Consider the following 24,138-nt stretch of genomic DNA (forward strand, 5'->3'; position numbering starts at 1 on the left):
CCAGCTGGACGTGCGCGACAACGACGCCCATTCGCTGTATGTCTTCGCGCTGGCGACCGCACTGCTGCACACCCTGCCAGGAGCACGGGAGGACGTCGTGCTGCCCGCCGTCCTCCTGCACGACACCGGCTGGAAGACGGTCGACCCCGCGGACATCCTGCCCGCCATCGCCGGGCGGGCCGGAGCTGCCGGGCAGGAGACGATACGCAGGCACGAGACCAGGGGCGCCGCCATCGCCGCCCGCATCCTCGCCGAAGTCGGCTACCCCGCGCGGGACACCGAGCGGATCGTCACCATCATCGACGGGCACGACACCCGCAGGGATGCCCTCGACCTGGACGACGCCGTGGTGAAGGACGCCGACAAGCTGTGGCGGCTGACCCCGCACGGCCTGCGGACCGTCGGTGCGTGTTTCGCCCTGGACCCGGACCGGACACTGCGGTTCCTGGTGGCACGTACCTACGACCGGCTGCTCACCGAACCCGCCCGTGCCGTCGGTGCCGCACTCACCGTGCTGGCCCGCACCGATGGCAGCGTGCAGCGAAGCGGCCTGGACGCACCATCCCGCGATGAATGACTCATTTCGGTTGATTATGGATATTTCCGGGGTAAGTCTTGACTGCATGGACGCCTATCCGCCACTCGGAGTGGTCGTGACCGACCGGCAGGGCCTGGTCGTCGGGTGGACACCCGGAGTGGAACGCCTGCTCGGTTACACCAGCGTCGAGGCCCGCGGCCGGTCCGTGGCGGAGCTGCTGGACGCCTCCGTACTCCCGGACGGGGAGCCTGCTCGCGAAGGAGGGGCTGCGGAGCACGGTGAGCGGCATCCGGACGTGAGCGTACGCCACAAGGACGGGCACCGGCTGGGCGTGGCCGTCTCCCGCTACCGCCTCACCTCGGGGGCGGACGGCGCCGGAGGAGGACCCGGAACCGTCCTCCTGGTCGCTCCGCCGTCCGGGCCGGCGGAACCACTGCGGCAGTCGCTGTCCGGCTGGGTTCTGCAGGACTCTCCCATGGCCCTGACGGTCTACGACACCGATCTGCGCAGCGTGTGGCAGAGCGCCGCGATGCACCGCCTCAGCGGCCTGCCGGACGAGGAGCGATGCGGACGCCGGCTGCCGGAGATCTTCGCCGGCCCCAACGCGGTGGAGTGGGAGGAGGCGATGCGGCTGGCCATGGCCACGGGCGAGGAGCAGGTCAGCGAGCTCAAGGGCACCGGCCTGACCGGACTCGGATCCCGTGTCTTCAGTGTCTCGGCGACGCCGCTGCGGGACGCGGAGGGCCGTACGCTCGGAGTCTGTGCTCTCGTGGGCGATGTGACCGAGAGGCGCCGTGCCCGCGAGCGGCTCTCCCTGCTGAACGACGCGAGCCTGCACATCGGCAGCACCCTCGACATGGTGCAGACCGCACGGGAGCTCACCGAGGTGGCCGTACCCAGGTTCACCGACTTCGCACGCGTGGACCTGCTGGACGTCATCCTCCAGGGCGACGAACCCCCTGCTGGGCCGCTGGCCGGCCCCGTGCGGCTGCGGCGCATCGCGGAACTGTTCCTGTGCGAGGGGGTCACCACGGCACAGCACACCGTCGGCGAGGCGGACGTCTACCTCGCGAACTCGCCGGCCGCCCTGTGCCTGGCCACCGGCCGGCCGACGCTGTACCGGGACAGCACCGCCCCGCCGATCCGCACCTACTACGAGATCGACGCGACCCCCGAGCGGCGGGCGAGGGTCCGGCGGATGGGCCCGCACTCATGGATCATCGTGCCGGTGAAGGCCAGGGGCACGACCCTCGGCGTGGTGTGGTTCACCCGCATGCGGGAGACTCCGGAGAGCTTCGACGAGGACGACCTTCCCCTCGCCGAGGACCTGGTGGCAAGGGCGGCGGTCTGCCTGGACAACGCCCGGCGCTTCACCCGCGAACGCGCCGCGGCTCTCACTCTGCAGCGCAGCCTGCTGCCGCAGCGGATGCCGGAGCAGTCGGCGGTGGAAGCCGCCTTCCGCTACCTCCCCGCCGAACAGCGTTCCGGGGTGGGCGGCGACTGGTTCGACGTGATCCCGCTCTCCGGAGCCAGGGTCGCGCTGGTGGTCGGCGACGTGGTCGGGCACGGCATCCACGCGGCCGCCACGATGGGCCGGCTGCGCGCCGCCGTACAAACCCTCGCCGATGTCGACCTCGCTCCCGACGAACTGCTCACCCACCTCGACGACCTGGTCCTCCGGCTGTCGGCGGAGTCCGGGGCCGACACGCAGCCGCCGGGGGCGGAGGCCGCCGGGGACATCGGGGCCACCTGCCTGTACGCGGTGTACGACCCGGTCTCCAGGCGCTGCTCCATGGCGCTTGCCGGCCATCCGCCGCCCGCCGTCGTCGGTCCGGACGGCACCGCCGAGTTCCTGGACGTGCCCGTGGGACCGCCACTCGGACTGGGCGGGCTGCCGTTCGAATCGATGGAGGTCACCCTCCAGGAAGGCAGCCTGCTCGCCCTTTACACCGACGGCTTGATCCATTCCGGCCACCGCGACTTCGGGGAGGGACTTGAGGCCCTGCGGGAGGCGCTGGCCGTGCCGACGGGCACGCTGGACTCCTTGTGCGACCACGTCGTACACAAGCTGCTGCCCGAGGGCCCCGCCGATGATGCGGCCCTGCTCCTGGTGCGGCCCCGGTGCCTGGACGCGCGCAGGGTCGCCGTGTGGGACGTGGAGGCCGACTTCGCCGAGGTGGCGCGGATACGGTCGGACGCCGCCCGTGCCCTTGACGAGTGGGAGCTGGAAGAAGCCGCGTTCGTCACCGAACTGGTGGTCAGCGAACTGGTCACCAACGCCATCAAGTATGGCGCCCCGCCGATCCAGTTGCGGCTCATCCACGACCGCGGGCTGATCTGCGAGGTCTCCGACTCCAGCAGCACCGCACCGCATCTGCGGCGGGCCCGGATGTTCGACGAGGGCGGACGAGGGCTGTTGCTGGTCGCGCAGCTCACGGAGCGCTGGGGCACCCGGCAGACGGCGGCCGGCAAGACGATCTGGTGTGAGCAAACCCTGGCCGCGGCCGGCGGCCCACTCCTCTCCCTGGAGGGAACTGCCGCCATATGACCGCGCCGTACGCGGCGCGCGACGACGACACGGAGGGGTTGGCCCAGATCGCCGGCTGGAGAAGGCGGCCGACGAGAAGGCGCCACTGCCGGACATCGAGGCGACCCGCCGGCGTATCAGTCACGGCCTGGACCTGACGAGCCGTCTCACCGTCGGCGACAGGTGCAAGCGGCCGCGGTCGCCGAACTGCACACCGGCTCCCACCAGGGCGGATTCAGGTTTCGGCAAGGGCACCGCCCCGCCTGGGCAACCGCCCATGGTCAGGACACGACGGAGCGCTGGGGCACGGTGCCCGCCTCGGTCGGCGTGGAGCGGGTGGCGTACTGCGGTACGGGGGCGTCGTCGCGGCCGGTGTCGCGCACGAGTCCGTACCGTTCGCGGTCGGCGGAGTGCGGGGCCGGGGGACTGGCGATGTCGTCGGCTGTCTCCTGCCAGGAGGAGGGCAGGACGTCGAGGTTGTAGTCGGCCTGGGTTTCGTTGAGGTGGAGTGTGACGCCGCCGTCGAGGTAGTAGTACTCGTTCTGCCACATCTGCTGGGCTCCCGGCGGCAGGGTGATCAGTCCTTGCTGCCGGTTGCCCATCCAGGTGCCGCCGGCGGTCGCGCCCGGCTGACGGTCGTCCATGCGGTGGCCGCCGGTGCCGTACTGGAGGGTTGCCCCCGCGTCCACGGTGACCGCGGGCTCGTCGGGACGGCCGACCACGACGTACGGGTGGTTGCCGCCCGGGATCTGGACCCTCTGGTGCTGCCGGGAGTGCGGCAGGGTGAAGGTGCTGTCCTTGGCGAGGACCAGCGTGCCGGTGCCGGACACGCGAAGGGCTCCTTCACCGCTGATCACACCGGTGTACGTGTGGGTTCCCTGCGGGACGCGCACGACCGCGTCACCGGTCAGGACGACATCACGGTTCGCCAGGACGGCCGAGGTGATGTCGCCGTCTGCGGCGACCGCGCTGCCCACCGCGACCACCGGTGTGACGGCTCCCGCGAGGAGAGCCGACGCCAGGACAAGGTGCCAAGATCGATTCATCGAGTCAGGGTGCTTCCTGAAGTGCTGGTGATCCTTACGGACGTGAAGGCCGGTGGCCGGCCACGGGGATCTCAAAAACCCGGAGAAGTTCTCCGTTCCTCCTACGTCGCCCGTCGGGGCGGACGAGGCGCCAGGGGCATCGAGGACTTGCCCACCTGGCACACGGAAGGCATCGGGTCCTGGCGAACGGTTCCCTTTCGTGCCGTGCACCGGTCGCCGGGAAAACAGCGTCGGGGCGGCAACCTTCTCGTCCTCTGCGGCAACTGGGAGCCGGAAGGCCGAGTCGAACTACCGGATGGACGGGCATGAGGGAAACGGAGCACGCCGCGCCGCAACCGTGGCGCAGGCGCGGACTGGTCATGGGCATTCCCTTGGCGCTGCTGGACGTCGGTGTGCCGGCGTCCCGTCCCCCGGGGAGCGGAACCGGTGTCAGGATCACCGACATCCACGGGGAGCGGCTGACCGTCGACGGCACCGCCGTGCAGCCGGACGTCGCGCAGCCGACCGGCGTCCGGTTCGCCCGGCATTGACCAGCCCGCCGGTCAGCCTTCACCGCCCCGCGACCGAGCACGACCGCTGTTCGAATCCCGGGCCGGACACTGTTAGGCTGCGCCCCCCGATATTGTTCAACGTGCAACCAACGCGCACATCATTGCCAGGAGAGGGCGGCCGGGGGATGGTCCTCGATGACGCGTCCGCAGAGTTCCACGAGTTCTTCGAACGCCACTATGCCGAACTCGCCCGTCTGGCACACCTCCTGACCGGTGAGACCGACGCGGCGGACGACCTCGCGGCGGATGCCCTGGTCGCCCTGTGGCAGCGCTGGGACCGGTTGCGGCAGGCCGACCACCCGCTCGCCTACGCCCGCGGTGTGGTGGCCAACCTGGCGCGGGGACGGATCCGCAGCACGGTGCGCGAGCGACGCCGGATCACGCTGTTCTGGTCCCGCGGCCCCGAGAAGGTGGAGGGGCCGGACATGGCGGCCGTACTGGACGTCCGCGCGGCACTCGCCCGGCTGCCGTTCCGCAAGCGCGCCTGCGTGGTGCTGCGGCACGCCTTCGACCTGTCGGAGAAGGACACGGCGGCGGCGCTGGGCATCTCGGTCGGCACAGTGAAGAGCCAGACCTCGAAGGGAATGGCCGAGCTGGAAAGAATACTGGGCGCACGAGCGGCCGGGGACCTGGTGGCAGGGAGGAGGAACCGGTGAACGAGGAGATCGCCCGTCAGCTGCGCGAGGCCGCCGAGGCCCACCGGCCCGACCGCGCGAGGATGCTGGCCCGGGTGCAACGCGGCATGGCCGGCCCCGCCGTCCGTCACCGCGCGCGGCCGTTCGCTAGGTCCGGGACCAGGGTCGCGCTCGCCGGGCTCGCCGCCACCGGCATCCTGGCGACCGGCGGCCTGGCCGTCGCCGCCATCGTCGCGACACCGTCGCCGTCACCCACCGTGACCACGCCTGCCGCCCCGTCCCCGACCGTCAGCTCCCCGCACCCGACATCGGCCCGCCCCACCCCCGTCGCGCCGGCCCCGGCCACCACCCCGGGCAGCTCACGCCCGACCCCGCCGACCGCCAGTCCGTCACCATCCGCCGACGAGAGCCAGAACGGACCGTTGTGGTCGGCCGGCTCGGTGGACCCGCAGAGCACCGTCTACTGGACGCAGAGCAACCTCGTCCTCAAGACGACCCAGCCGCTCACCTCGCTCACGATCGAGATGCGGATCGTGCAGGCCGGCGGGGTGAAGAACACCGGCACCTGGCAGACCCTGCCGAGTGGTGACTTCACCGTCACCATCCAGGAGGCCGACGGCACGCTGGTCTACCGCTGGGTCCTCAAGCCGGGCCTGACCGTGCCGGCCGGGAGCCATGAGTTCGCCGCCCAGTTCAACAACGGCACCGGCGTGCGCAGTGCCGCGGGCGACGGCTACCGCGTCGACGCGCAGGGTACGGGCGGCTCCGCGTCGGTCCGGGGAGGGTTCGTCCCGACCCGGTGAACGGCGCTGTGCGGCAAGGGGACGAGGTCCCCTTGCCGCACAAGCTCGATGGGAGAACAGGTACCCGAACTGCTGGTACGGGGTCCAGTCGGCCGGCCCGGCGTTCGTCCCGTCGCCGCAGGTGGCCTTCATGGTGGCCGGCAGGTCGCCGTGGAGCTGGGTTGGGGATGGTGACGGCGGCCGTGGAAATTCTTCCCTCGATCGCGGCAATCTTTGTGTGCGTGGCGGCAACTGGCGGATGACCGGGGCCGGATCAAGGCCCGCTGTGCCAGAAGGACATGCCGTTGTCAGATCAGAACCGCTCTCATCGCCGCCGCCCGGCAACCCGCCGCGTGCTCGCCGCCGCCGTGGTCCTCGCCGCCGCGGGTGCTGCTGTACCCCTGGTCGCCCAAGCCGCACACACACCGAAGGCCCCCACGCTGGCCGGTGCAGCGGCCGACAGCGGCCGCTACTTCGGCACGGCAGTGGCCTCGGGCAGGCTCGGCGACTCGACGTACTCCACCCTTCTCGACCGGGAATTCAACATGATCACCCCGGAGAACGAGATGAAGTGGGACACCACCGAACCCTCCCGCGGGAACTTCAACTTCGCCCCCGCCGACTCGATCGTGGGCCACGCCACCGCGCACGGCCAGCGCATGCGCGGGCACACCCTGGTCTGGCACTCCCAACTGCCAAGCTGGGTCAAGTCCATCACCGACGCCAACACTTCGCGAACGAGCAGCGCTACTTCCGCTCGTTCATCGCCACCAGCCTGAACGGTGCGTGGACCCCGCAGGCCGCCACCGAGGACAACCCCTTCGCGGGCAAGGCCAACAGCGGTGCCACCTGGACCAACGACATCAGCCACGGTGACCTGGTTCGCAGCAACCCCGACCAGACCATGACCATCGACCCCTGCAACCTGCAGTTCCTCTACCAGGGCAAGTCCCCCACCGCGAGCGGCCCCTACGACCGACTGCCGTGGCGGCTGGGTGTCCTGACCCTGCAGCGCTGACCGCTGCTCACCGCCTCGTCGAGGAACCCCAGCCGTGCGCCGGCTGGGGTTCCAATCTTTTGTGGACCAGGCGGCGGCTCGGCGAGGCTTGTCGGGCTGATGGGTGGGCTCCTGGTCCTGCGCGGTGTGGGGCGCCGGCGTCCCGGGCCGCATTCACCTTCCGCCACAGCGACGCATTCATCGACCGGCACGGCCCGCACTCTCCCGGCCTCGCGGTCGAACTCGGCTTCCCCGCCGTCACCTGTCAACACGATCACTCCCTTCGCCAAGGCCGCCTCGATCGGCGCCCGCACCGACGGCGGCATGGCCGACGCCGCCAGAGGAGTCCTCAGCCCGACGAAGACGACGAAAAGCGCCCCCATCGAAGAGATGGGGGCGCATTCGTCGGCTTCACCTACTTGAGTGGTGTACCACCCGAGTTGTGATAGGCGATCGTCTTGTTGATCAGGTTTCCGCCGTCGGTCTCGGGCGTTGTCTGCTCCGACCATCCCGCACCGAACAGCAGGCCGGCGATGTGCGCGTTCGCCACCTGGTCCATGTGTGAGAAGAACCAGTCCACCTTGTCGTCCTTGAAGTGGCCGGGAGTGTTGTTCCCCGCCATGTTGCCCACGGGGATCTGCCACAGGACGACCGGCTTGCCCACGGACTCGGCCATCGTCTTCCAGAACTTCAGCGAGGCGGCAGCCTTCTGGTCGTTCCAGAAGTGGTCACTGCCCCCGTGGGCCGGCTGTGCGTACCAGCCCGCGTCGCGGTCCGACACATCGGTGGCCAGGAAGTCGGCGTTCTTCGCCCCGAGGTCCGCGTAGTCCTTGACGCACTTCTGGAGGTTGCTCTCCCAGTCGAAGCAGGAAAGGTGCAGCCCCACGGCGGTGTTCGGCGCGTACTTGTGCGCCATCGAGATCAGGCACTGGGCCAGTCCGGAGGCGCTGTTCTCCTGCGATCCGCAGTCCGTCGGATTCGAGGCCTTGACCTGCGCGGGAACCTCGTGCAGGTTGCCGAGCGAACGGGCGAAACCCCAGAAGTCGGGCTCGAGGTCGATCGCGTCGTGCGACGTGCCGATCTTCTGGAGGAAGAATCGGTAGTCGTTCAGGTACTTGGTGAGCAGGTCGGTCCGGTTGATGGCCTTGACCTCGCCCGGGCCGTCGCCCTCGCCTGCCGCGTCCCCGAGGTCCCGCAGGGAGTACCAGGTCCACAGATACTTCTGCGGTCGCGACTTGCCCTGGTAGGTCGCCTTGGCCGCCACGCTGTCCTGCCAGGTCACCTGGTTTCCGGGCGCCGTGCTGGTGCCGCCCCAGCAGCCCCACCAGCTCGACCACTCATCCTTGCAACGTGACGCCGTATAGGCGTCCGACGAGGGCGCGGGCTGGCTGTGTATGTAGGCGTAGCGCACGTCGAACGGCGCGGCGTTGAACGAGGCGTCGGACATCGAGCCGCCGATGAGCACCTTGTCACTGCCCATGAAACTCTTCGCCGACGTGCCGTTGATGGCGGTCGGCGACGCCGACGGCGACGCAGAGTGGGTGCCGCTCGGAGCCGGGCTCGCCGGAGCGCTGACGCTGGGCGTGGGTGTGCTGCCGGAGTTCCCCGGGTTCCCGGTGCCGTCGGCGCTACCGACCGCGACGAGCTTCCACTGCTGGTTCGCGCCGCTCCGGTCGCGGTTCTGGACGATGCCGCCCCCGTTGGCCTTGGCGGCGTTCTGGACACCGACAGCCATGCCGCTGAATCGATTGACCAAACGCACGTAGCCGTCCGGCGACTTGGCCAGCTTGAACTGCTGGTTGGCGCCGTTCATGTTTTTCCACTGCACGAGGGCGGAGCCGGCGGCCTTCGACCAGCCGAGGTCGTCCAGCACCTTGCCGGAGATCCGGTTCTGCAGCTGGTAGTACCCGTCACCCGCGTCGATGAACCGCCACTGCTGGTTGGCGCCGCCGTGACGGCCCCACTGCACCACCGCCGCGCCGTCGTTCTTGGCGGAGCCGCGGTCGTCCAGCACCTTGCCGCTGTTGCGGTTGACCAGCACGTACCACTTCTTCAGATCCGGGGTCTTTTTCTGATCTGCCGAAGCCTGGGTGACCACGACGGCCGAGCCGGCCACGACCACCATGGTGAGACCCGCCCACAGACCCCGACGCGCGAGCAGCCGGCGGCCACGATGCTTCGAGCGACCACCGCGCGCGCCGCCGTCGGCACGGTGGCCGCCGGCGCGGGACCCCACCGATGACGTGGGTGTGCCGGGGACATGTCTGTGTTCTCGTTCCAGGGACACGCCTGTGCTCTCTCTCAGCCGTTGCATCTGACCGGACCACTTGGCCGGACACCACTGAGTGGTCACAGAGGCCGAAGAGGTTGCCGCGAAGAGCCACGGATTTTTTCGCGTCGACCGCTTACCGCGTACCACGCCCACACGGCGGTAGCCGCAGACGTGGCCGACCACGTCTCCCCGTCAGAGGGTTCGGGCCGCGGCGGCGTCGCGGAGGAGTCCGGCGAAGGTCAGGGCGGCGGGGGTGAGGGAGTGGTCGGCCATGCGAACCAGGAGGATGCGGCGGACGGGTGCCGGCGGCTGGAGGGGCAGGACGTTCACGCCGGGTCGGATGCCCTCAAGGGCCAGGGTGGGAGCAAGGGCGACGCCGATGCCGGTGGCGACCATGGCCTGGGCCTCCTGGTAGTCGTGGGCCTCGTAGGCGATGTGGGGCTCGAAGCCGACGGCGCGGCAGCCGCGGACGAGGGCTTCGGCCACCGGGTGATGGTCGGCGCGGGTGATCCAGGGGTCGTGTGCGAAGTCGGCGAGTGAGGCGGCGTCGCGGCCGGCGAGTGGATGGTGGTCGCTGACGAGAAGGGCCGGCGGGTCGTCGAGGAGTGGGGTGACGACGATGTCCCCCCGGTCGATTCGGCTCCAGTCGTAGTCCCACATGAGGGACATCTCGATCTCCCGGTTCTCCAGCATCGTCCAGAGCCCGGCGATGCGGGCGCTGCGGACGGTCAGCCGTACGTCGGGGTGGGCGTCCCGGAAGGCGATCACGGCCTGTGGGAGGAGCGAGGCGCCGACGGTGGGGAAGGTGCCGATGCGCAGGGTGCCCGCGCGCAGGCCGGCGTAGTCGGCGAGTTCGTTCTCCGCGGCCTGCAGTTCGCGTTCGATCCGTTGCCCTCGTTCGGCCAGTGCCCGTCCGGCGTCGGTGAGGGTGACGCCCCGGGCGTGGCGTTCCAGCAGGGGCTGGCCTGCCTCCGTTTCCAGGCGGCTGATCTGCTGCGATACCGCCGACGGGGTGTAGTTGAGGGCGCGGGCTGTCGCGGTCACCGAGCCGCGCCGGGCGACCTCCGTGAACAGCAGGATGCGCCGGACGTCGAGCATGCCGCCACCTCCAGCGTTCACTTCAGCTTAATAGCCCTCCAGTTTTCCGAGATTGTACTTCACGCTGCCGTAACCCACCGTGGAGGACACCACGCACGGCGAGACCGTCGGCGGGCTTCCCCTTTCCTGGCTGTGAGGAGTCGGTTGTGCTGCGTCTGCAGGGCGAGATGATCCGCGGAGGAACCAGCAAGTGCTGGATCTTCGACCACCGCGACGTGGCCGCCACGGGCGTGGACGTCGATGCCCTCCTGCTCGCCGCCTTCAACGCCGCCGACCCCCGTCAGATCGACGGTGTGGGCGGAGCCTCCTCCACCACCTCCAAGGCCGCCGTCGTACAGGCGTCGGCCCAGGCCGGCGTGGATGTCGAGTACGCCTTCGCGCAGGTGGGGATCGGCGACGAGCGCGTGGAGTGGGCCAGCAACTGCGGCAACTGCGCCACCGCCGTGGCCCTGTACGCCGTCCACCACCATCTCGTGCCGATCACGTCGGACACCACCACCGTCCGCATGCTCAACGTCAACACCGGGGCCCGCCTCACCGGCACGATCCCCACCCCCGCGGGCGTGGCCCCGGAGGAGGGCACGGCCGTGGTCCCGGGTACCGCGGCGCCGGGTGTGCCGGTCCTGCTCGGGTTTCAGGACCCGGCGGGCTCGACGACCGGCCGCGCACTGCCGACCGGCCGGGCACTGGACGAGCTGACCGGCCCGGCCGGCCTTGTCGAGGCATCCCTGGTGGACGCCGGCGCGCCGGCCGCGCTGTTCGAGGCCAAGGCGTTCGGCCTCGACGGCACGGAATCCCTCACCGCGTTCGCCACCGCAGTGCCCGCGCTGACCCTGCTGCGCCGCCAGGCAGCGCTGGCCATGGGCCTGGCCCGCGAGGGCGATCCGGTCAGCCACGCGGTGCCGAAGGTGGGCATCGTCGCCCGACCCGCGCCCTATCGCACCACCCAGGGCACGCTCGTCAACCAGGACGAGTACGACCTGGCCGTGCGCATGGTCTCCATGCACGCCCCGCACCCGGCGATCGGCCTGACCTCCGCCGTGGCCCTGGCCACGGCCGCCACCACCCCTGGCACCCTCGCCCACCGCGTAGCCCGGCAGACCGCCGACGGCACGCTGCGCCTGGGCACCCCCGCCGGCGTGATCACCACCCAAGCCGTCCCCGCACCGGACGGCGCGTCCCCCACGGTGCTGCTGCACCGCGCCGCCCGGCGTATCGCCCGAGCCGAACTCCTCGTTCCCGTCCTGGAAGGACGCCCCGCATGAGCCGCAACGACGCCGCCCCGGGTACCGTCACCCAACCACCGGGCCGTATCCGCCGGATGCTGTCCCACCTCTACATCCAGTGCCTGATCGCCGTCCTCCTCGGCGCCGCCGTGGGCGGGCTGTGGCCGTCCGTCGGCGCTGACCTCAAACCGCTCGGCGACGGCTTCATCGCGCTGGTGAAGATGTTCATCGCACCGATCATCTTCTGCACGGTCGTCCACGGCATCGCCTCCATGGGCAACGCCCGCGCGGTCGGCCGCGTGAGCCTGAAGGCCCTGGTCTACTTCGAGGTGCTGACCACCGTGGCCATGGTGATCGGCCTGGTCGTCGTCAACGTCGTCAAGCCGGGCAGCGGTCTGCACATCGACCTCTCGACCCTGTCCACCAAGGGCCTGCCGCCGGAGGCGACCACGGCCCACGAGGGCTTCGCCGCCTTCCTCCTCGCCACCATCCCGGCCACCCTGATCAGCGCCCTGACCGGCAACGAGATCCTGCCCGTGCTGCTGGTGTCGGTGCTGTTCGGATTCGGCCTGCACGCCAGCGGAGAGGCAGGCCTGGGCATCGCCCGGGGCATCGAGAAGTTCTCCACGGTCCTGTTCACGCTCATCCGCTGGATCATGCGGCTGGCCCCCATCGGCGCGTTCGGCTCGATGGCCTTCACCATCGGCCACTACGGCCTGGGCACCCTGCGCCACCTGGCCCTGCTGGTCGGCTCGTTCTGGCTGACCGCCCTCTTCTTCGTCCTGGTCGTCCTCGGGACCGTGATGCGCCTGAACGGACTGCGGCTGCTGCCCTTCCTGCGCTACATCAAGGAAGAGCTGCTGATCGTCCTGGGCACCTCCTCCACCGAGCCCGTCCTGCCGCGCATGATGGCCAAGCTCCAGCACGCGGGCGCCTCGAAACCGGTCGTCGGCATCACGCTGCCCGCCGGGTACTCCTTCAACCTCGACGGCACCGCCATCTACCTGACCATGGGCTCGGTCTTCCTCGCCCAGGCCCTCGGCATCCACCTCAGCCTCACCCAGCAGCTGGCCATGCTCGCCGTCATGCTGCTCACCTCCAAGGGCGCCGCAGGCGTCACCGGCTCCGGCTTCATCGCCCTGGCCGCCACCCTCAGCGCCGTCCCGCACGTCCCGCCCGCCGCCCTGGCACTGATCTTCGGCGTCGACCGGTTCATGTCCGAAGCCCGCGCCCTGACCAGCCTGGTCGGCAACGGCGTCGCCACCCTGGCCGTCGCCCACTGGGAGGGCGAGCTCGACGAGGACCGCGCCAAGGCCGTCCTGCGCGGAGAGATCCCCTACGCCCCCACCCCCGCTCCCTCCGCGGTGACAGCCGAGCCCGATCCGACGGAGACACCAGTACCACCCCACGCCCCCGTCCCCGCCGCAAGCTGACGTCGCGGTCCTGACCGATCTCGCCGCCGAGGCGGATGCCATCACCGTGGGCCGCGGCCGTAGGTGTCGGGGTCGCCGGTGATGATGCCGAGGCTGCCGATGGCGCCCCACTGGTGGGCGTCGTCGTTGACGCGGAGCCAGGTGGCGCCCTTGTCGGTGGAGCGGTAGGGGGCCTGGCCTGCTTCGGCCCAGACGATGGTGGAGCCGTCCACGGCGAGGGCGACATGGCCGCTGTTCGCGCTGGGGACCGGTTCGGCGGTGAAGCCGTTCCAGGTGCTGCCACCGTCGGTGGAGTAGGCGCCGTCCTGCGCGCCGCCGGTGCCGACACGGACCATCACCGCGGGAGCGGACTGGGCGAAGTCGATGTCGGTGCTGCTGCTCATCAGCGGGTCCTTCAGCCGTCCGGCGGGTACCTCGGTCAGGGAGTCGTGGCGGAAGCCGCCCTGGTCGCCCATGGAGGTGATGACGGTGGCGCCGCCGGGAGGGGCGATCGCGTCCGCCAGCGTGGTCTCCTCCAGCCACTGGGCCCAGAGGCCCAGTGGCTGGTGCCACCGCTGTCGGAGGCGTTGGCGTCCTTGCTGCGCCAGATGCCGTTGCCGGTGCCCCTGCGCGGCTATCAGCAGCTACTCGATGACGGGTTGATTGATCTCCGGCGCGGCTGGGGCGCCGTGATGATTGCTGTTCCTGCGCAGGCGGGACCGCGCGATGTCGCGCTTCAGTTGGTGGAGGCGGCTCGGCAGGCCGGCTTCTCGGAGTCCAGGGCGGTCGCCTTGCTGCGTGACTGCTGGGCGGAGGAGGCTTGACCATCGTGTGGTTCGCGCATGTACAACTCCCCACCCAGCGGCAGACACAACAGCACCAAGCCCGCCCACATCGCCACGCGAAGCTCCACAGGCCCATCATCGCGGCGATGCTCGTCGTCGATCTTCACGTCCAGCGTGGTCTAGAGGGTGTTCAGATCATGCGGTGACGCATGATCTGAACACCCTCTGCTCATCTGATGGAGAACTGACTACGGAGTGATACTCAGGCCGCTGAAGCCGGCCGTACCCGAGATCTTGTTGTCGTGGGAGGTGTGGAAGACGCCCGCGTCCTCGGTCGCGTTGGCGCCGGACAGGTTCACCGCCGAGACGACCTGGGTGAAGGTGGTCCCGTTGGTGGAGTAGTACCCGCTGACCTGGTTGCCCGTGCGGGTGAGCCGCAACCAGACCGGTGCCTTGATGCCCGTGGTCTTCGCCTCGGCGTCGAGGTATCCGTCGCCGTTGGAGTCGTACTCGAGAACGACTCCATTGCCCGGCGTCACGGCCATGACCGCGTACCCCGCTGAACTGCCTGCGGCCGTCATGTCGTTACGCACCATGATGCCCGCTTTCGCCCAGGAGTTGGCGTCGTCCAACTGGTCCACCTTGACGGTCACGGTGGTGCCGCTGCTGAACGCCTGGCTCTGGTAGACGGCCCCGTACTGGTCGTCGTGCTGTCCGCCGGCACCCCAGACGGTCGGCCCCGGCTTCGGTGATCGTGAACTGGCCGTTCGCCTGGCTGAAGGTGGCCGGCGAGTTCACCGCGAAGGTGGAGTAGGGAGAGGTCACCGGGTACTTGAGGTACTGGCACGCGGGTTCCAGACCGGCCGCGTCCATGACCGCTTGGGCGCCCGACGGCCAGGCACCGTGTGTGACGATCACCGTGCCGCTGACCACGCTGCCACGAACCCCGTTGTCGACGTCACCGTCCCTCGCACGTAGTCGGCGACCACCGAGTTCCCCGAGGCCGCTCCGGCACCAGGGGCTGATCAGGCCGCGCTGCAGACCGAGTACTCGCTGTGGACTCGCGACGTCGAGGCCGAAATCCTCCCGCTGCTGCGCGAGTTGGGCATCGGATTCGTGCCCTACTCCCCGCTCGGCCACGGCCTGCTGACCGGGCAGATCCGCACCGTCGACGACTTCACCGACGACGACTGGCGCAAGACCAACCCGCGCTTCACCGGCGAGAACTTCCAGCGCAACCTGGCGATCGTCGACGAAGTGCAGACCATCGGCGCCGAGATCGGCGCCACCCCGGCACAGACCGCGCTGGCCTGGCTGCTGACCCGCGGCGACGACATCGCCCCCATCCCCGGCACCCGGCGGGTTGCACGCGTCGAGGAGAACACCGTGGCCGAGGGCATCGAACTCAGCGCCGCTCAGCCCGACCGCCTCAACAACCTCACACGGGCCGCGGGCGAACGCCACGAGGAGGTCAACATGGCGAGCATCGACCGCTGACCGCTGACCGCTGGCGCCCCTGCGCCGGATCAGCCCACGCGCCCGGACTTCGCGAAGGACTGACGCCCCGGCGAGGTCCCCGACGCGTCACACCCGACCGACCTGCATCCATTCACCCATTTCACTGATTACTGAAGAGGTTTCTCGTCATGTCCAAGGTTCTCCTTGTCGTAGGTCACCCCGACCTGTCCCAGTCGAAGGCCAACGCGGCGCTCGTGGAAGCCGTTCGCGATCTGGCCCATGTCACCGTGCACGATCTCTACGCCACCTACCCCGACTTCCAGATCGATGTCGCCGCCGAGCAGGCGCTGCTGGCCGAACACGACGTGATCGTCTTCCAGCACCCGGTGTTCTGGTACAACACCACCCCACTGTTCAAGCAGTGGCAGGACAAGGTTTTCACCCTCGGCTGGGCCTTCACCATGGACGGCTCTGTCTCGCAACTGGCCAGCAAGAAGGCCGTCGTCGCCGTCACCACCGACGTCCCCGCCGACCACTACACCCTCGAAGGCGCCAACCAGGCCACCATCGAGACCCTCCTCAGCAACTGGCACGCCACCCTGCGGCTGTGCTAGTTCGACATCCAGCCGATGGTCAAGCTGTACGGCACCGCCTTCGGACTCTCCGACGAAGACCTGGACACCGCCGCCAAGCAGTACAACGAACTGCTCGCCCCCTTCGCCGCCTGACCGCACTCTCACACCGACAGCCCCCTCGCCGATCGCGACGCAGCGGTGCTGTGCCCCACCGGTCTCAGGTCGCTCTCCGCCGTATCGGCGCCGAGCGACCGGAGATCCGTATCGGCGGCGGCCGCGTCGTGAAACAGCCCTGAGCCTTCTCGTGCCTCGTCACGCGTCCTGTGCTGGATGGTGCTGAGATGGGCCTGCATTTCCACAGGTCCCGGGCCCGATCCACTGGCGGACAGTCGCCGTCGGCTGAGGGAACCACCTTGGGTGCAACTACCCCTTTGCGTAAGCGACTTCACACATGGGTGAACACTCTGTGACGCAGGTCACCAGAAAAGTGTCTCGCGATGTGAGACAAGTTGCCTCTTCGTCTCGAAAGTCGAACCCCATGGGGGCTCCGGCAGTGCCTCCCACCTGCACTTAGAACTCCTAACGAAATGGGTGGCGGGGAACGGTAGGGTCGTTGGCCATGAGTCAGAGCGGTTCGCAGGCGGCGGCATTCTTCCGAGATGTCCGCCAGAGCCGAGTGGTCTGGTTTGTTCGGGATGATGACGGAAGCCCGACTCACCTCTCTGAGGAAGGCACGCGAAGTCTTCCGTTCTGGTCGACCTCGGCCCGCGCCCAGCGGGCAGCGAGGATCTGGGGGCGTGGGCTACGGGTGGGTTCCATGCCCCTGGACACCTGGTGCGAAGGCGTACTGCCTGATGCCGCCCGGGATGGACTCGTGATCGGCATCAACTGGAGTGGGCAACGCCTGGTCGGCTGGAGCTTCACCTCCGTGGAAGTTCTCAACCGGCTGGCGGCGACTGACTAGCTCGCCAGAGAGCGCAGTCGCCGCCAGCAGATGAGGGCGCATGCGAGGGTGAGGAACGCTTCGTGGATGTCGTCGCGGATCTCCCAGCGGATCCGCAAACGGCGAACCAGTGCAGGTGGGCAAACGCGCGCTCCACAACCCAGCGTTGCTTGCCGAGGCCGGACCCGTGCTCGGTGCCACGGCGGGCGATCAGCGGCTTCACGCCGAGGGCCCAGACGAGACGGCGGTACTTGTCGTGGTCGTAGCCCCGGTCACCCAGCACCACATCAGGGCGACGGCGGGGCCGGCCCCGCTTGCCCCGCACAGGCGGCACGGCCTGGAGGAGCGGGATGAGCTGGGTGACGTCGTTGCGGTTGCCGCCGGTCAAGGTGACGGCGAGCGGAATGCCGGTGGCATCGGTGATCAGGCGATGCTTGCTGCCCGCTCTGCCCCGGTCAACAGGGCTTCGTCCCGTCTTTATGCCCCCTTCAACGCTCGGATGTGAGAACCGTCGACCGACGCCCGGGAGAAATCCAGGGCGTTCGCACTGCGAAGCCTGGCCAGAAGGCTCTCGTGCAGCCGGGGCCACAGACCGGCCTCAGTCCACTGGGCCAGGCGCCGCCAGCAGGTCATGCCCGAACCGAAGCCGAGCTCCTGCGGCAGATGCTCCCAGGCGATCCCGGTATGCAGCACGAACAGGATGCCCTGGAACACCAGCCGATCAGGATGCCGCTTGCGCCCCGGGTGCCGGGCCCGACGCTCGACCCTGGGCAACAGCGGCTCGATCACCGCCCACAACTCGTCGTCAACCTCCCACGGCTTCGGCCGAGCCACCCCACACCCCCGGATCATCAGTTCCGGACTGATCCAACCACCTCGAAGATCATTTCGTTAGGAGTTCTTAGGGCACGCGGAGGGCACGCCACTCCCGAATTGGACTAGACAACAAACAACCCCCAGGCCGCTGACCTGGGGGAGATTTCTGGAGCGGGTGACGAGAATCGAACTCGCGCTCTCAGCTTGGGAAGCTGCGGGCGTTTGGGGACGGTTCAGGGTCTGGCCTGCGCCAACGGCTGAGGTGGGGCTTCGCCGGGCGCGACTTCTTTCACCGTGATTCCCCGCTGTTCTCCGCTCGATCTGGTGCGGTAGTGGTGCAGCGCTGCCAGTGGGCGCCCAGTCGGCCATGCTCCCTTCCTGGTCCTCGCCTTCCTCCTGGTTGCCCGACTGCTAGCGTCCGCGCCATGTGGGTTCAAGAGATCGTGGCAGGCCGACCGGCTTGGCGGCATACGCCGTCCGGAGTGGTCTTCCGGGCCGTGCCCGGTGGAACGTTCCGGATGGGTCTGTCCGACGCGGAACTGGACTCGGTCCGCGCCATCGAGCGGGCCGACGGTGCCGATGACGACCTCGAACCGTTCTTCGCCGGTGCCGGCCAGGCCCGGCCGGTGCGGGAAGTGCAGCTCGAACCGTTCTTGATTGCCCGGCATCCGCTCACCGTCGAGCAAGTGCGGCACTGGCTGCCCGAGTACGAGGACAGCTTCGCCGTCTCGGATTCGAACACGGCCCGGCTCAGGGACGACTTGGACGATCTGCTTCGAATGTTGCCGTTCCGGCTGCCCAGCGAGGCGGAGTGGGAGTACGCGGCCCGAGCCGGTACGACCACCCTGAACTTCTGTGGGGACGACAGGCCGGACGAGGACCACGACTTCGCCGACGAGGAACGCATCTCCGCGGCTGAGAACCCCTTCGGGCTGACGGCGATGGGGTCGGCCAATGAAATCTGCGCCGACGTATGGATCCCGCATTTCAAGGATGCGCCGGTGGATGCACGCCCCCGCACCGGGGACGGACCGCGAGTGGTGCGCGGAGGGGCCGGCGACCTCTCTCCGTGGCAGGGCTCCAACGAATGGCTGCTGTTGCTCTCCGCCACCCGCTATGAGTTCCATGACTTCACCGCGGTCCGCCCGGTGGCACCCGTGCCAACCAGTCAGGGCCATGCCGTGCATGGAGGCAAGACGTAGACACGACCTGCGCCCTGGGAACTCCGGAAGAGCGGCAGGTCCCCTGCCGGGGGAAGAACCACGGACAGGGGACCTCTGGCGCGGGCCCACTACTTCTTGCCCTGGGTCTTGTCGGGGATCTTGGTGAGCTGGCTTTTTGCTGGTCAGGAGCGGTGGGCTCGTGCGCCTGGTGGTTGTCGTCGGTCGTCATTGGCCAGTGTCGAGCGACCTCGGACGGCCCAGCCATGGATCACATGAACGGCGTCAGCCGGCGGACACGGCCCGCCACTGCGCAGTAATGCACCCCTCTTCCATGTCCCACCATTCTTTTGCTACACCGTGGCTGAGGAGCCTTTGTACCTTGGTGAGATCGGCGGTGGGCGGGACGTCCAGGGCAACCATGCCGAACCTCTCTATGCCCTCGCCGCAGACCCCGAGAGCGTGAAATGCGTTGATCACGCTCTGCCGTGCAGCTCCTGAACCGCCGTCACGGAACACGATGAGGCGGATGGTGCAGTTCTCCGAACGCCGGACCACCTCGCCGGCCCACCGCACGCCCTCCTCGTCCGGTTCGGTGGCCACGATGTCCCCACAGGCGATACCCCGGACGAACCAGGGGATGTTGTCGAGCCGCACGGTGCCGTCACCCTGGTCGACCGCCCACAGGCTCTCCACCGACGCCGGAGGCCAGTCGTTCTCGATCTCCATCCGGAAGTGCACCTTCACGTACGGGCCTTCGGGGTTCGTCATGGTGTTCAGGATGCACAGTCCTACCGCGCACGCCGCAGGTGGGTGCACGGTTACGTCCACTTGGAGTCGGACACTGGTTTGTCTGTGCCCCAGCCGACGACAGCCAGCCACGACGGCGGGTGCGCCGACTGACCAGGCGCACGTGTGCCTCGCTGTAGCCCCCACCAGCCTCCAGCCACGTTGCCTATGCCGTCGACCAGCAAGCAACTACGACCGGCCCGCGACGACGATTCCGGAGCTCTCAGCTTGGGAAGCTAAGGGCGTTTACGGGAGGCCGCCGAACCGACCTGTGGCGATGCCGTATCGGAGCCTGTGTCTCCGTCGGCCTACTCCCCGCTGTTCCCCGTGGTTCCCCGCCCGATCTGGCACGGGTCTGGCACGGCCGCGTCGCCAAGCAGTTCGGCGAGTTCCCTTAGATCGTTCGCGACCATGACTTGAGCAAGGCGTCCGGCGATGGTCACGACCTCTGGCCACGCAGATGCCCGGAGATACTCCGCGTCGGCGTCGTGGGGCGCCTCGGCCGCCGCGGCGTTGAGCGCGGCACCGAGCTCCCTCATCAGGACGACCTCTTCGTCACTTCGTAGGCTGACGCCGAGGTACCGCTCTGGCTCATCGGCGTCGCAGAAGTCGTCGAAGAGTGTGTGGAAGACATGGGCCAGGTCTTCGAACGCCGACGGGTCGAGCCACACATCCCGCTGCCACGGTGGATTGGCCAGAGCCAGCACAACAGGAACGACGTGGACTCGGTGGTTCGCTAGCACTCGGGCAGCATCGCTCACGAGTCCGAGCGTAGCGACCGCAGCTGATAGAGGTGTTGGCGCTCTCGGAGCACCGCATAAGGAGTTCGACCTACACACGCCTCTGGGGCCGTCGTCGGCTGGTCCGGCGGTCGCCGAGGAGCGCTGCTGTACGCCGCCGTCCGGCCTCGTTGATGTCAGCGTTGGATGTCACCGAAACAGCGCCGGAACTGGGCAGACCTCCAACGGATCGTCTGGCCGGTCCGCCCACTGCCACCATGTGTGCCGATCCGCGCACCGCCACAACGCCCGACAAGTCCGTCGGCCGTCGTCCTCTCGCTTGGAGAGCACCAGGCCGCCAGACTCCATAGGCTGGCGGCACTCTGGACAGGCCGGGACGTTGTCGGTCATGGGGCGCACCCTAGCTGAGTGAACCTCTTCGTCCCGAAGCAATGGGAGCGACTGTGTGACCTGGGGCCAAGCCGGTCGTGACCTGGGCGGACCGTCCGCGAACGTCCGCGGTTATGCGCCCCAGTGCGCAGCCGTCGTAGCGCAGTTAGACACTCAGCCCGCCTCGGTGCTGCAACTGATCTGCAGCTCTACCGGAACCGAGCTAGCGGGCTGACAGGGCTTCTTCGCCGTGGGGGTACGCGAGATCGATTCTTGTGATGTCCCGGAAGGGAAAAGTCACTCGGACCAGGCTCGCGGCCTGTGCAATCTCGTCCGGTAGGTCGGTGATCAAGATAGGGAGTGCGGGCGAATCCACTCGCGTGTAGTGGTCGTCGCACTCTTCGTCCCATTCGAAGCGATACGGTGCGTTTCCTGTGGATTTTGTCTCGGCGAACCAACCCGGGTAGCTCGCCCGAGCGGCCTTCGTCGCGCTGTCCATCACCCGTTCCTGGCTGTTGGCTGCACATGGCACCTGTCCGAAGGCGGAGTAGATGAGGGCAACCTCGCCGGATGGATCCACGGCCCACCAATGGAAGGTCAAGCCCCAGCGGGGATGAACGAACGGATTGGGCGAAGCCATAGTGATCACGTTATCGCCTCACCGCTCCACCCGAGCTTGGGAATCAGCGGGCCCTGCGGTCCTGGCAATGTTCTGACCAGCGCCAACGGCGGTGTGGGCGAACCAGTGATCTCGCCCCGGAACCCGCCGTTGACCGTGGTTTACCGCCCCCTCGGGCACGGAACGGGCACGGCGACCTTCTAATCCGTAGTTCTAGCCGGATCGGTCAGCAACGGTCATTCCGGCCGCTACAAGGCTCCGGAGGGACGCCACCGGACGCAGGCGATCGCTGGGGTTGCGGTACGTGGCTGCTGTACCGCAGGATCCAAACGGGGGTGACCATGGAACGGCATGTGCTGGAATCGCTGTTGGCCGGTGAGGACGAGGCGTCCGCGAGAGCTCTGGCCACCCTCCGCGGCGGCGCCACCTACTGGGTGGCGGACCGGGCACAACCCGCCGGCGTGCATGCCGGAGTCTTCAAGGGCCGACTCCAGCGCATGCGGATGCACGGACTTGAACCTTTCGGGCTGGAACGAGCAGTGCAGCTCGTCCGCGAACATGGCCGGCCCGTGCGCACCGGGCTGATCGATTCCGCCGATCGGACATGGACCACCCTGCTCTTCCTTACCGAGGACGGCAGCGCACTGGTGGCCTGCGCCGGATGGCCGCTGCCGCTAGTTCGTAGGGAGCCACCGCTTTAGGAGCGAGGTGGGGTGAGCATTGGCCTGACCTGCGGATTCCCTGCCTTAGAAGGCGTGGCTGGCGCGTCCCGCTGCGCACCGCGATTCCCCCTGAGTCGCCGCCCGTTCTGGCACGAGAGTGGCACGCCAGGGCACGAGCGAGGGGCTAGGCTCCGCCTTCGGCATGGAGCGAAGGGAGAGTCAGGGACGTCATGTGGGACGGGCCTTTTTACCGGGTGCGGCGGGACGGGTACGAGATCTGTTTCGTGCCCGATGCGGGCGAAGCGCTTGAGGACGTCTGCAACGTCGACATGTGGGTGGTCTTCGCGGGTGGGCTCCGGTGGTCAGGGACCATCTTTACGCTCGCTGAGGTCCAAAGGCTCATGGATCGGTGGGCCACGACGGGTGAGGAGTTGGGAGGAAGCTTCTTCACCTGCTGGGACGGCCTCATCGTCCGTGACGCCGGCATCCCGGCCATGGTGAGAGTTGTGGATCATCTGGTGCAGGCAGGTGAGTATGAGACCGTGTTCCGCTCAGTAGGCCGCGCGGACACTGACGCGGACTGATCGCCTGAATGCGAACTATGGGCGCGGTGGCCGCTGGGGTCTGCTGAGCACGCCACGCGGTTGCTTGGGGCCGACGGTGGTCGGGACTGGTTGCGGTGGTTGCTGTACTTCCCTGCTGTACGGCACTCGCGCAAAGGAAGTGGCAGCCGGGGTCTTACTGTCCGGCAGCCCCCGAGGTTTGCGCGGCAACCGACTTCGGACCGCAGGAGAGACGCGCAGCTTCGCGTGCGGCGGTCAGGTCGTGGGCCTCCTTGGAACCATCGAGCCGTCTGCCGCACTCAAGGCTGCCCGAACCTTCGCTTATCCAGCTCTTCGCGTGTCCGACGGTCACGACTCCGGCGCGTGGGCAGGTGTATCGAAAGTCCGCCTCTACGATGCGCGTCTCGTTGTACTCCACAAAACTGCCTCCCCCTTCTGACGATGTGGCCCGGCTTGCGTTGGGGTCACCTGGTTTTCTGTCAACGTCGGTGAAGGTGAGGCTGGCGGCATCGTCGCCCTCTTGGGCCTGACCGACCAACTTGGCGAGGGAAAACAGCACGTCACGGGACGGCAGTGCCGGGCCATGTGACGATACGGAGGCTTCGGGCCACGACACTCGATGCTTGAGCTTTTTGAACTTGCCGCCACCTTTGCCGAGGGTCTCCACATCGGAGAGGGCGGAGAGCCGGACGGGCCGTTCTATGTTGAACCATTGATACGTACCGTGTGTGCAAGCCTTCGGACCCGAAGCCAAAGTCGTCGCGGGTGTCTTCGGTTGGGCGTGCGTCGAGGCTGCGGTGCACGCACCCGTACTCGCGACTGCCAGGGTGGCGACGAAAGCAGCAATCCAACGCCTCATGGCGATTCCCTCACGCAGTGCTCATGGCTGGTGGCCCTCTCGTCGTAGGAGCGAGAGGCTGCCGGTTGTCCGCATAGTAGGCACACGATGCGAACAGTCATCTCGCGGGCCAGCGTGGTGACGGCCACCGTCCAGCCCGACTCAGCAGGAAGCCGCCGGCTCCCTTGCTCCAGCCCACCACCCTCCCCAGCTCCCATCCCGTCTGCCGTCGGCCCACACACCGTGGAGCGGGCGTGGTGCATGGCGTCCAGGTGGAGCGCGCCACTGTACGAACGACCTGGACGCCATGGGCCGCGTCTGCTCGGCTCTGCCTGGGTCGATGGCAGACGGGATGGGAGCACCGCGCACGCCACTGTCCGCCGGCACTCGCGAACGGCGCCCCCGCCATCTCGGAGCCTGAGCGCCCCCACCGGAGGCTCGTTCTGACCTGACCGCTTCTCTACGGTGATCGACTCATGACCCGGTTCTCGGCGCGTGGGCGCGCGTCGGCGCAGCGCGGGCGGAGCGGGCCGAAGGCAGGAGCGGCGCCCGGCGCGGAGCCGGGAGCGCGCCCGGCGGAGCGGAGCGCAGCCGGCTTGAACCAGTAGAGAAGGTTGTAACTCAGTCGGTGCTTGGGGTGGTTGTCTTGTCTCGGTTGATGCTTGACGCTGTGGCGTCACCTGATGCTTGACACCGCTTGCCTCGGCTTGGCTGTGCGCGTCGTATCCGCGTGCAGG

Annotated in this window: 21 protein-coding genes and 6 pseudogenes; 16 read left to right on the plus strand and 11 right to left on the minus strand. The window is 68.5% G+C overall.

Annotated features, from left to right (window positions below; all coding sequences use genetic code 11):
* Positions 1-10 precede the first annotated feature (10 nt).
* Entirely contained in the window at positions 11-577 is a 567-nt protein-coding gene (locus ACWDGI_RS23500; RefSeq protein WP_450761947.1) for an HD domain-containing protein, read from the plus strand.
* Between the two features lie 46 nt (positions 578-623).
* Positions 624-3,086, plus strand: coding sequence for a SpoIIE family protein phosphatase (locus tag ACWDGI_RS23505; RefSeq protein ID WP_450761949.1), 2,463 nt, complete (start codon positions 624-626; stop codon positions 3,084-3,086).
* Between the two features lie 260 nt (positions 3,087-3,346).
* Here ACWDGI_RS23505 and ACWDGI_RS23510 read toward each other — a convergent pair whose 3' ends face one another.
* Complete coding sequence (locus ACWDGI_RS23510; RefSeq protein ID WP_450761951.1) at positions 3,347-4,111, minus strand: hypothetical protein; 765 nt, start codon at positions 4,109-4,111, stop codon at positions 3,347-3,349.
* Positions 4,112-4,470: 359 nt separating this feature from the next.
* Between ACWDGI_RS23510 and ACWDGI_RS23515 the strand changes: the two genes are divergently transcribed.
* From ACWDGI_RS23515 to ACWDGI_RS23525, 3 genes are all read left to right on the plus strand, one after another.
* On the plus strand, positions 4,471-4,641 hold the full coding sequence (locus ACWDGI_RS23515; protein WP_019070466.1) for a hypothetical protein: 171 nt from the start codon (positions 4,471-4,473) through the stop codon (positions 4,639-4,641).
* A gap of 146 nt (positions 4,642-4,787) precedes the next feature.
* A complete protein-coding gene (locus tag ACWDGI_RS23520) occupies positions 4,788-5,318 on the plus strand; it encodes a SigE family RNA polymerase sigma factor (RefSeq protein ID WP_450761953.1) in 531 nt (176 codons plus the stop codon).
* The gene (locus ACWDGI_RS23525; protein ID WP_450761955.1) at positions 5,315-6,100 is read left to right on the plus strand and encodes a hypothetical protein; all 786 of its coding nucleotides are present in this window, start codon (positions 5,315-5,317) and stop codon (positions 6,098-6,100) included. Before ACWDGI_RS23520 ends, ACWDGI_RS23525 begins: the two co-directional genes overlap by 4 nt.
* A gap of 60 nt (positions 6,101-6,160) precedes the next feature.
* On the opposite strand, the pseudogene ACWDGI_RS23530 reads toward ACWDGI_RS23525, so the two are convergent.
* Positions 6,161-6,424 (minus strand): annotated as a pseudogene (locus ACWDGI_RS23530) (hypothetical protein); the annotation flags it as partial.
* Here ACWDGI_RS23530 and ACWDGI_RS23535 point away from each other — a divergent pair.
* Both ACWDGI_RS23535 and ACWDGI_RS23540 read left to right on the plus strand, forming a co-directional pair.
* Positions 6,379-6,819: pseudogene (locus ACWDGI_RS23535) on the plus strand (endo-1,4-beta-xylanase); the annotation flags it as partial. The pseudogenes ACWDGI_RS23530 and ACWDGI_RS23535 sit on opposite strands and share 46 nt — an antisense overlap.
* A 5-nt stretch (positions 6,820-6,824) precedes the next feature.
* A pseudogene (locus ACWDGI_RS23540) lies at positions 6,825-7,097 on the plus strand (non-reducing end alpha-L-arabinofuranosidase family hydrolase); the annotation flags it as partial.
* A 394-nt stretch (positions 7,098-7,491) separates the two neighbouring features.
* Here ACWDGI_RS23540 and ACWDGI_RS23545 read toward each other — a convergent pair.
* Positions 7,492-9,201 (minus strand): RICIN domain-containing protein, encoded by a 1,710-nt coding sequence (locus tag ACWDGI_RS23545; protein ID WP_450761957.1) that lies wholly within the window; start codon positions 9,199-9,201, stop codon positions 7,492-7,494.
* A gap of 339 nt (positions 9,202-9,540) precedes the next feature.
* Entirely contained in the window at positions 9,541-10,446 is a 906-nt protein-coding gene (locus tag ACWDGI_RS23550; RefSeq protein WP_450761959.1) for a LysR family transcriptional regulator, read from the minus strand.
* A 146-nt stretch (positions 10,447-10,592) separates the two neighbouring features.
* On the opposite strand from ACWDGI_RS23550, the gene ACWDGI_RS23555 reads away from it, so the two are divergent.
* Complete coding sequence (locus ACWDGI_RS23555) at positions 10,593-11,711, plus strand: PrpF domain-containing protein (protein ID WP_450761961.1); 1,119 nt, start codon at positions 10,593-10,595, stop codon at positions 11,709-11,711.
* A complete protein-coding gene (dctA, locus tag ACWDGI_RS23560; protein WP_450761963.1) occupies positions 11,708-13,105 on the plus strand; it encodes a C4-dicarboxylate transporter DctA in 1,398 nt (465 codons plus the stop codon). The genes ACWDGI_RS23555 and dctA overlap by 4 nt, the downstream gene beginning before the upstream one ends.
* A gap of 41 nt (positions 13,106-13,146) precedes the next feature.
* Here dctA and ACWDGI_RS23565 read toward each other — a convergent pair.
* Positions 13,147-13,709 (minus strand): annotated as a pseudogene (locus ACWDGI_RS23565) (carbohydrate-binding protein); the annotation flags it as partial.
* Here ACWDGI_RS23565 and ACWDGI_RS23570 point away from each other — a divergent pair.
* Positions 13,681-13,908 (plus strand): hypothetical protein, encoded by a 228-nt coding sequence (locus ACWDGI_RS23570; protein WP_450762013.1) that lies wholly within the window; start codon positions 13,681-13,683, stop codon positions 13,906-13,908. The pseudogene ACWDGI_RS23565 and the gene ACWDGI_RS23570 overlap by 29 nt on opposite strands.
* Before the next feature lie 209 nt (positions 13,909-14,117).
* Here ACWDGI_RS23570 and ACWDGI_RS23575 read toward each other — a convergent pair whose 3' ends face one another.
* Complete coding sequence (locus ACWDGI_RS23575; protein WP_450761965.1) at positions 14,118-14,522, minus strand: hypothetical protein; 405 nt, start codon at positions 14,520-14,522, stop codon at positions 14,118-14,120.
* A 376-nt stretch (positions 14,523-14,898) separates the two neighbouring features.
* Between ACWDGI_RS23575 and ACWDGI_RS23580 the strand changes: the two are divergent.
* From ACWDGI_RS23580 to ACWDGI_RS23590, 3 genes and pseudogenes are all read left to right on the plus strand, one after another.
* A pseudogene (locus ACWDGI_RS23580) lies at positions 14,899-15,366 on the plus strand (aldo/keto reductase); the annotation flags it as partial.
* Between the two features lie 149 nt (positions 15,367-15,515).
* Positions 15,516-15,941: an NAD(P)H-dependent oxidoreductase gene (locus ACWDGI_RS23585; protein ID WP_450761967.1), complete on the plus strand. Its 426-nt coding sequence runs from the start codon at positions 15,516-15,518 to the stop codon at positions 15,939-15,941.
* A gap of 580 nt (positions 15,942-16,521) precedes the next feature.
* A complete protein-coding gene (locus ACWDGI_RS23590) occupies positions 16,522-16,866 on the plus strand; it encodes a DUF2750 domain-containing protein (protein ID WP_450761969.1) in 345 nt (114 codons plus the stop codon).
* On the opposite strand, the pseudogene ACWDGI_RS23595 reads toward ACWDGI_RS23590, so the two are convergent.
* Positions 16,863-17,697, minus strand: a pseudogene (locus ACWDGI_RS23595) (IS5 family transposase). The gene ACWDGI_RS23590 and the pseudogene ACWDGI_RS23595 sit on opposite strands and share 4 nt — an antisense overlap.
* A 482-nt stretch (positions 17,698-18,179) precedes the next feature.
* Between ACWDGI_RS23595 and ACWDGI_RS23600 the strand changes: the two are divergent.
* On the plus strand, positions 18,180-18,863 hold the full coding sequence (locus ACWDGI_RS23600) for a formylglycine-generating enzyme family protein (RefSeq protein WP_450761971.1): 684 nt from the start codon (positions 18,180-18,182) through the stop codon (positions 18,861-18,863).
* Between the two features lie 243 nt (positions 18,864-19,106).
* Here ACWDGI_RS23600 and ACWDGI_RS23605 read toward each other — a convergent pair whose 3' ends face one another.
* The 3 genes from ACWDGI_RS23605 to ACWDGI_RS23615 form a co-directional block, all read right to left on the minus strand.
* Positions 19,107-19,592, minus strand: a complete 486-nt coding sequence (locus ACWDGI_RS23605; RefSeq protein WP_450761973.1) for a DUF4265 domain-containing protein — start codon at positions 19,590-19,592, stop codon at positions 19,107-19,109.
* Between the two features lie 326 nt (positions 19,593-19,918).
* Complete coding sequence (locus tag ACWDGI_RS23610; RefSeq protein ID WP_450761975.1) at positions 19,919-20,371, minus strand: SCO4402 family protein; 453 nt, start codon at positions 20,369-20,371, stop codon at positions 19,919-19,921.
* Positions 20,372-20,942: 571 nt separating this feature from the next.
* Positions 20,943-21,359, minus strand: a complete 417-nt coding sequence (locus ACWDGI_RS23615) for a hypothetical protein (RefSeq protein ID WP_450761977.1) — start codon at positions 21,357-21,359, stop codon at positions 20,943-20,945.
* 320 nt (positions 21,360-21,679) lie between these two features.
* On the opposite strand from ACWDGI_RS23615, the gene ACWDGI_RS23620 reads away from it, so the two are divergent.
* Positions 21,680-22,039 carry a hypothetical protein gene (locus ACWDGI_RS23620; protein ID WP_450762011.1) on the plus strand — a complete coding sequence of 120 codons (360 nt, stop codon included), beginning with the start codon at positions 21,680-21,682 and terminating at the stop codon, positions 22,037-22,039.
* Between the two features lie 191 nt (positions 22,040-22,230).
* Positions 22,231-22,584, plus strand: a complete 354-nt coding sequence (locus ACWDGI_RS23625) for a hypothetical protein (protein WP_450761979.1) — start codon at positions 22,231-22,233, stop codon at positions 22,582-22,584.
* 154 nt (positions 22,585-22,738) lie between these two features.
* On the opposite strand, the gene ACWDGI_RS23630 is transcribed toward ACWDGI_RS23625, so the two are convergent.
* Complete coding sequence (locus ACWDGI_RS23630) at positions 22,739-23,230, minus strand: hypothetical protein (RefSeq protein WP_450761981.1); 492 nt, start codon at positions 23,228-23,230, stop codon at positions 22,739-22,741.
* Positions 23,231-24,138: the final 908 nt, after the last annotated feature.

It is taken from the genome of Streptomyces sp. NPDC001220, assembly GCF_053597895.1.

What these genes read in the sequence shown, in the direction of transcription:
- ACWDGI_RS23515 (WP_019070466.1), top strand. Translation starts at nt 4,471, where the DNA reads ATGGGCATTCCCTTGGCGCTGCTGGACGTCGGTGTGCCGGCGTCCCGT.
- ACWDGI_RS23510 (WP_450761951.1), bottom strand. Translation starts at nt 4,111, where the DNA reads ATGAATCGATCTTGGCACCTTGTCCTGGCGTCGGCTCTCCTCGCGGGA.
- ACWDGI_RS23625 (WP_450761979.1), top strand. Translation starts at nt 22,231, where the DNA reads ATGTGGGACGGGCCTTTTTACCGGGTGCGGCGGGACGGGTACGAGATC.
- ACWDGI_RS23505 (WP_450761949.1), top strand. Translation starts at nt 624, where the DNA reads ATGGACGCCTATCCGCCACTCGGAGTGGTCGTGACCGACCGGCAGGGC.
- ACWDGI_RS23620 (WP_450762011.1), top strand. Translation starts at nt 21,680, where the DNA reads ATGGAACGGCATGTGCTGGAATCGCTGTTGGCCGGTGAGGACGAGGCG.
- ACWDGI_RS23545 (WP_450761957.1), bottom strand. Translation starts at nt 9,201, where the DNA reads ATGGTGGTCGTGGCCGGCTCGGCCGTCGTGGTCACCCAGGCTTCGGCA.
- ACWDGI_RS23600 (WP_450761971.1), top strand. Translation starts at nt 18,180, where the DNA reads ATGGGTCTGTCCGACGCGGAACTGGACTCGGTCCGCGCCATCGAGCGG.
- ACWDGI_RS23605 (WP_450761973.1), bottom strand. Translation starts at nt 19,592, where the DNA reads ATGACGAACCCCGAAGGCCCGTACGTGAAGGTGCACTTCCGGATGGAG.
- ACWDGI_RS23590 (WP_450761969.1), top strand. Translation starts at nt 16,522, where the DNA reads ATGAGTCAGAGCGGTTCGCAGGCGGCGGCATTCTTCCGAGATGTCCGC.
- dctA (WP_450761963.1), top strand. Translation starts at nt 11,708, where the DNA reads ATGAGCCGCAACGACGCCGCCCCGGGTACCGTCACCCAACCACCGGGC.
- ACWDGI_RS23520 (WP_450761953.1), top strand. Translation starts at nt 4,788, where the DNA reads ATGGTCCTCGATGACGCGTCCGCAGAGTTCCACGAGTTCTTCGAACGC.
- ACWDGI_RS23585 (WP_450761967.1), top strand. Translation starts at nt 15,516, where the DNA reads ATGTCCAAGGTTCTCCTTGTCGTAGGTCACCCCGACCTGTCCCAGTCG.
- ACWDGI_RS23550 (WP_450761959.1), bottom strand. Translation starts at nt 10,446, where the DNA reads ATGCTCGACGTCCGGCGCATCCTGCTGTTCACGGAGGTCGCCCGGCGC.
- ACWDGI_RS23615 (WP_450761977.1), bottom strand. Translation starts at nt 21,359, where the DNA reads ATGGCTTCGCCCAATCCGTTCGTTCATCCCCGCTGGGGCTTGACCTTC.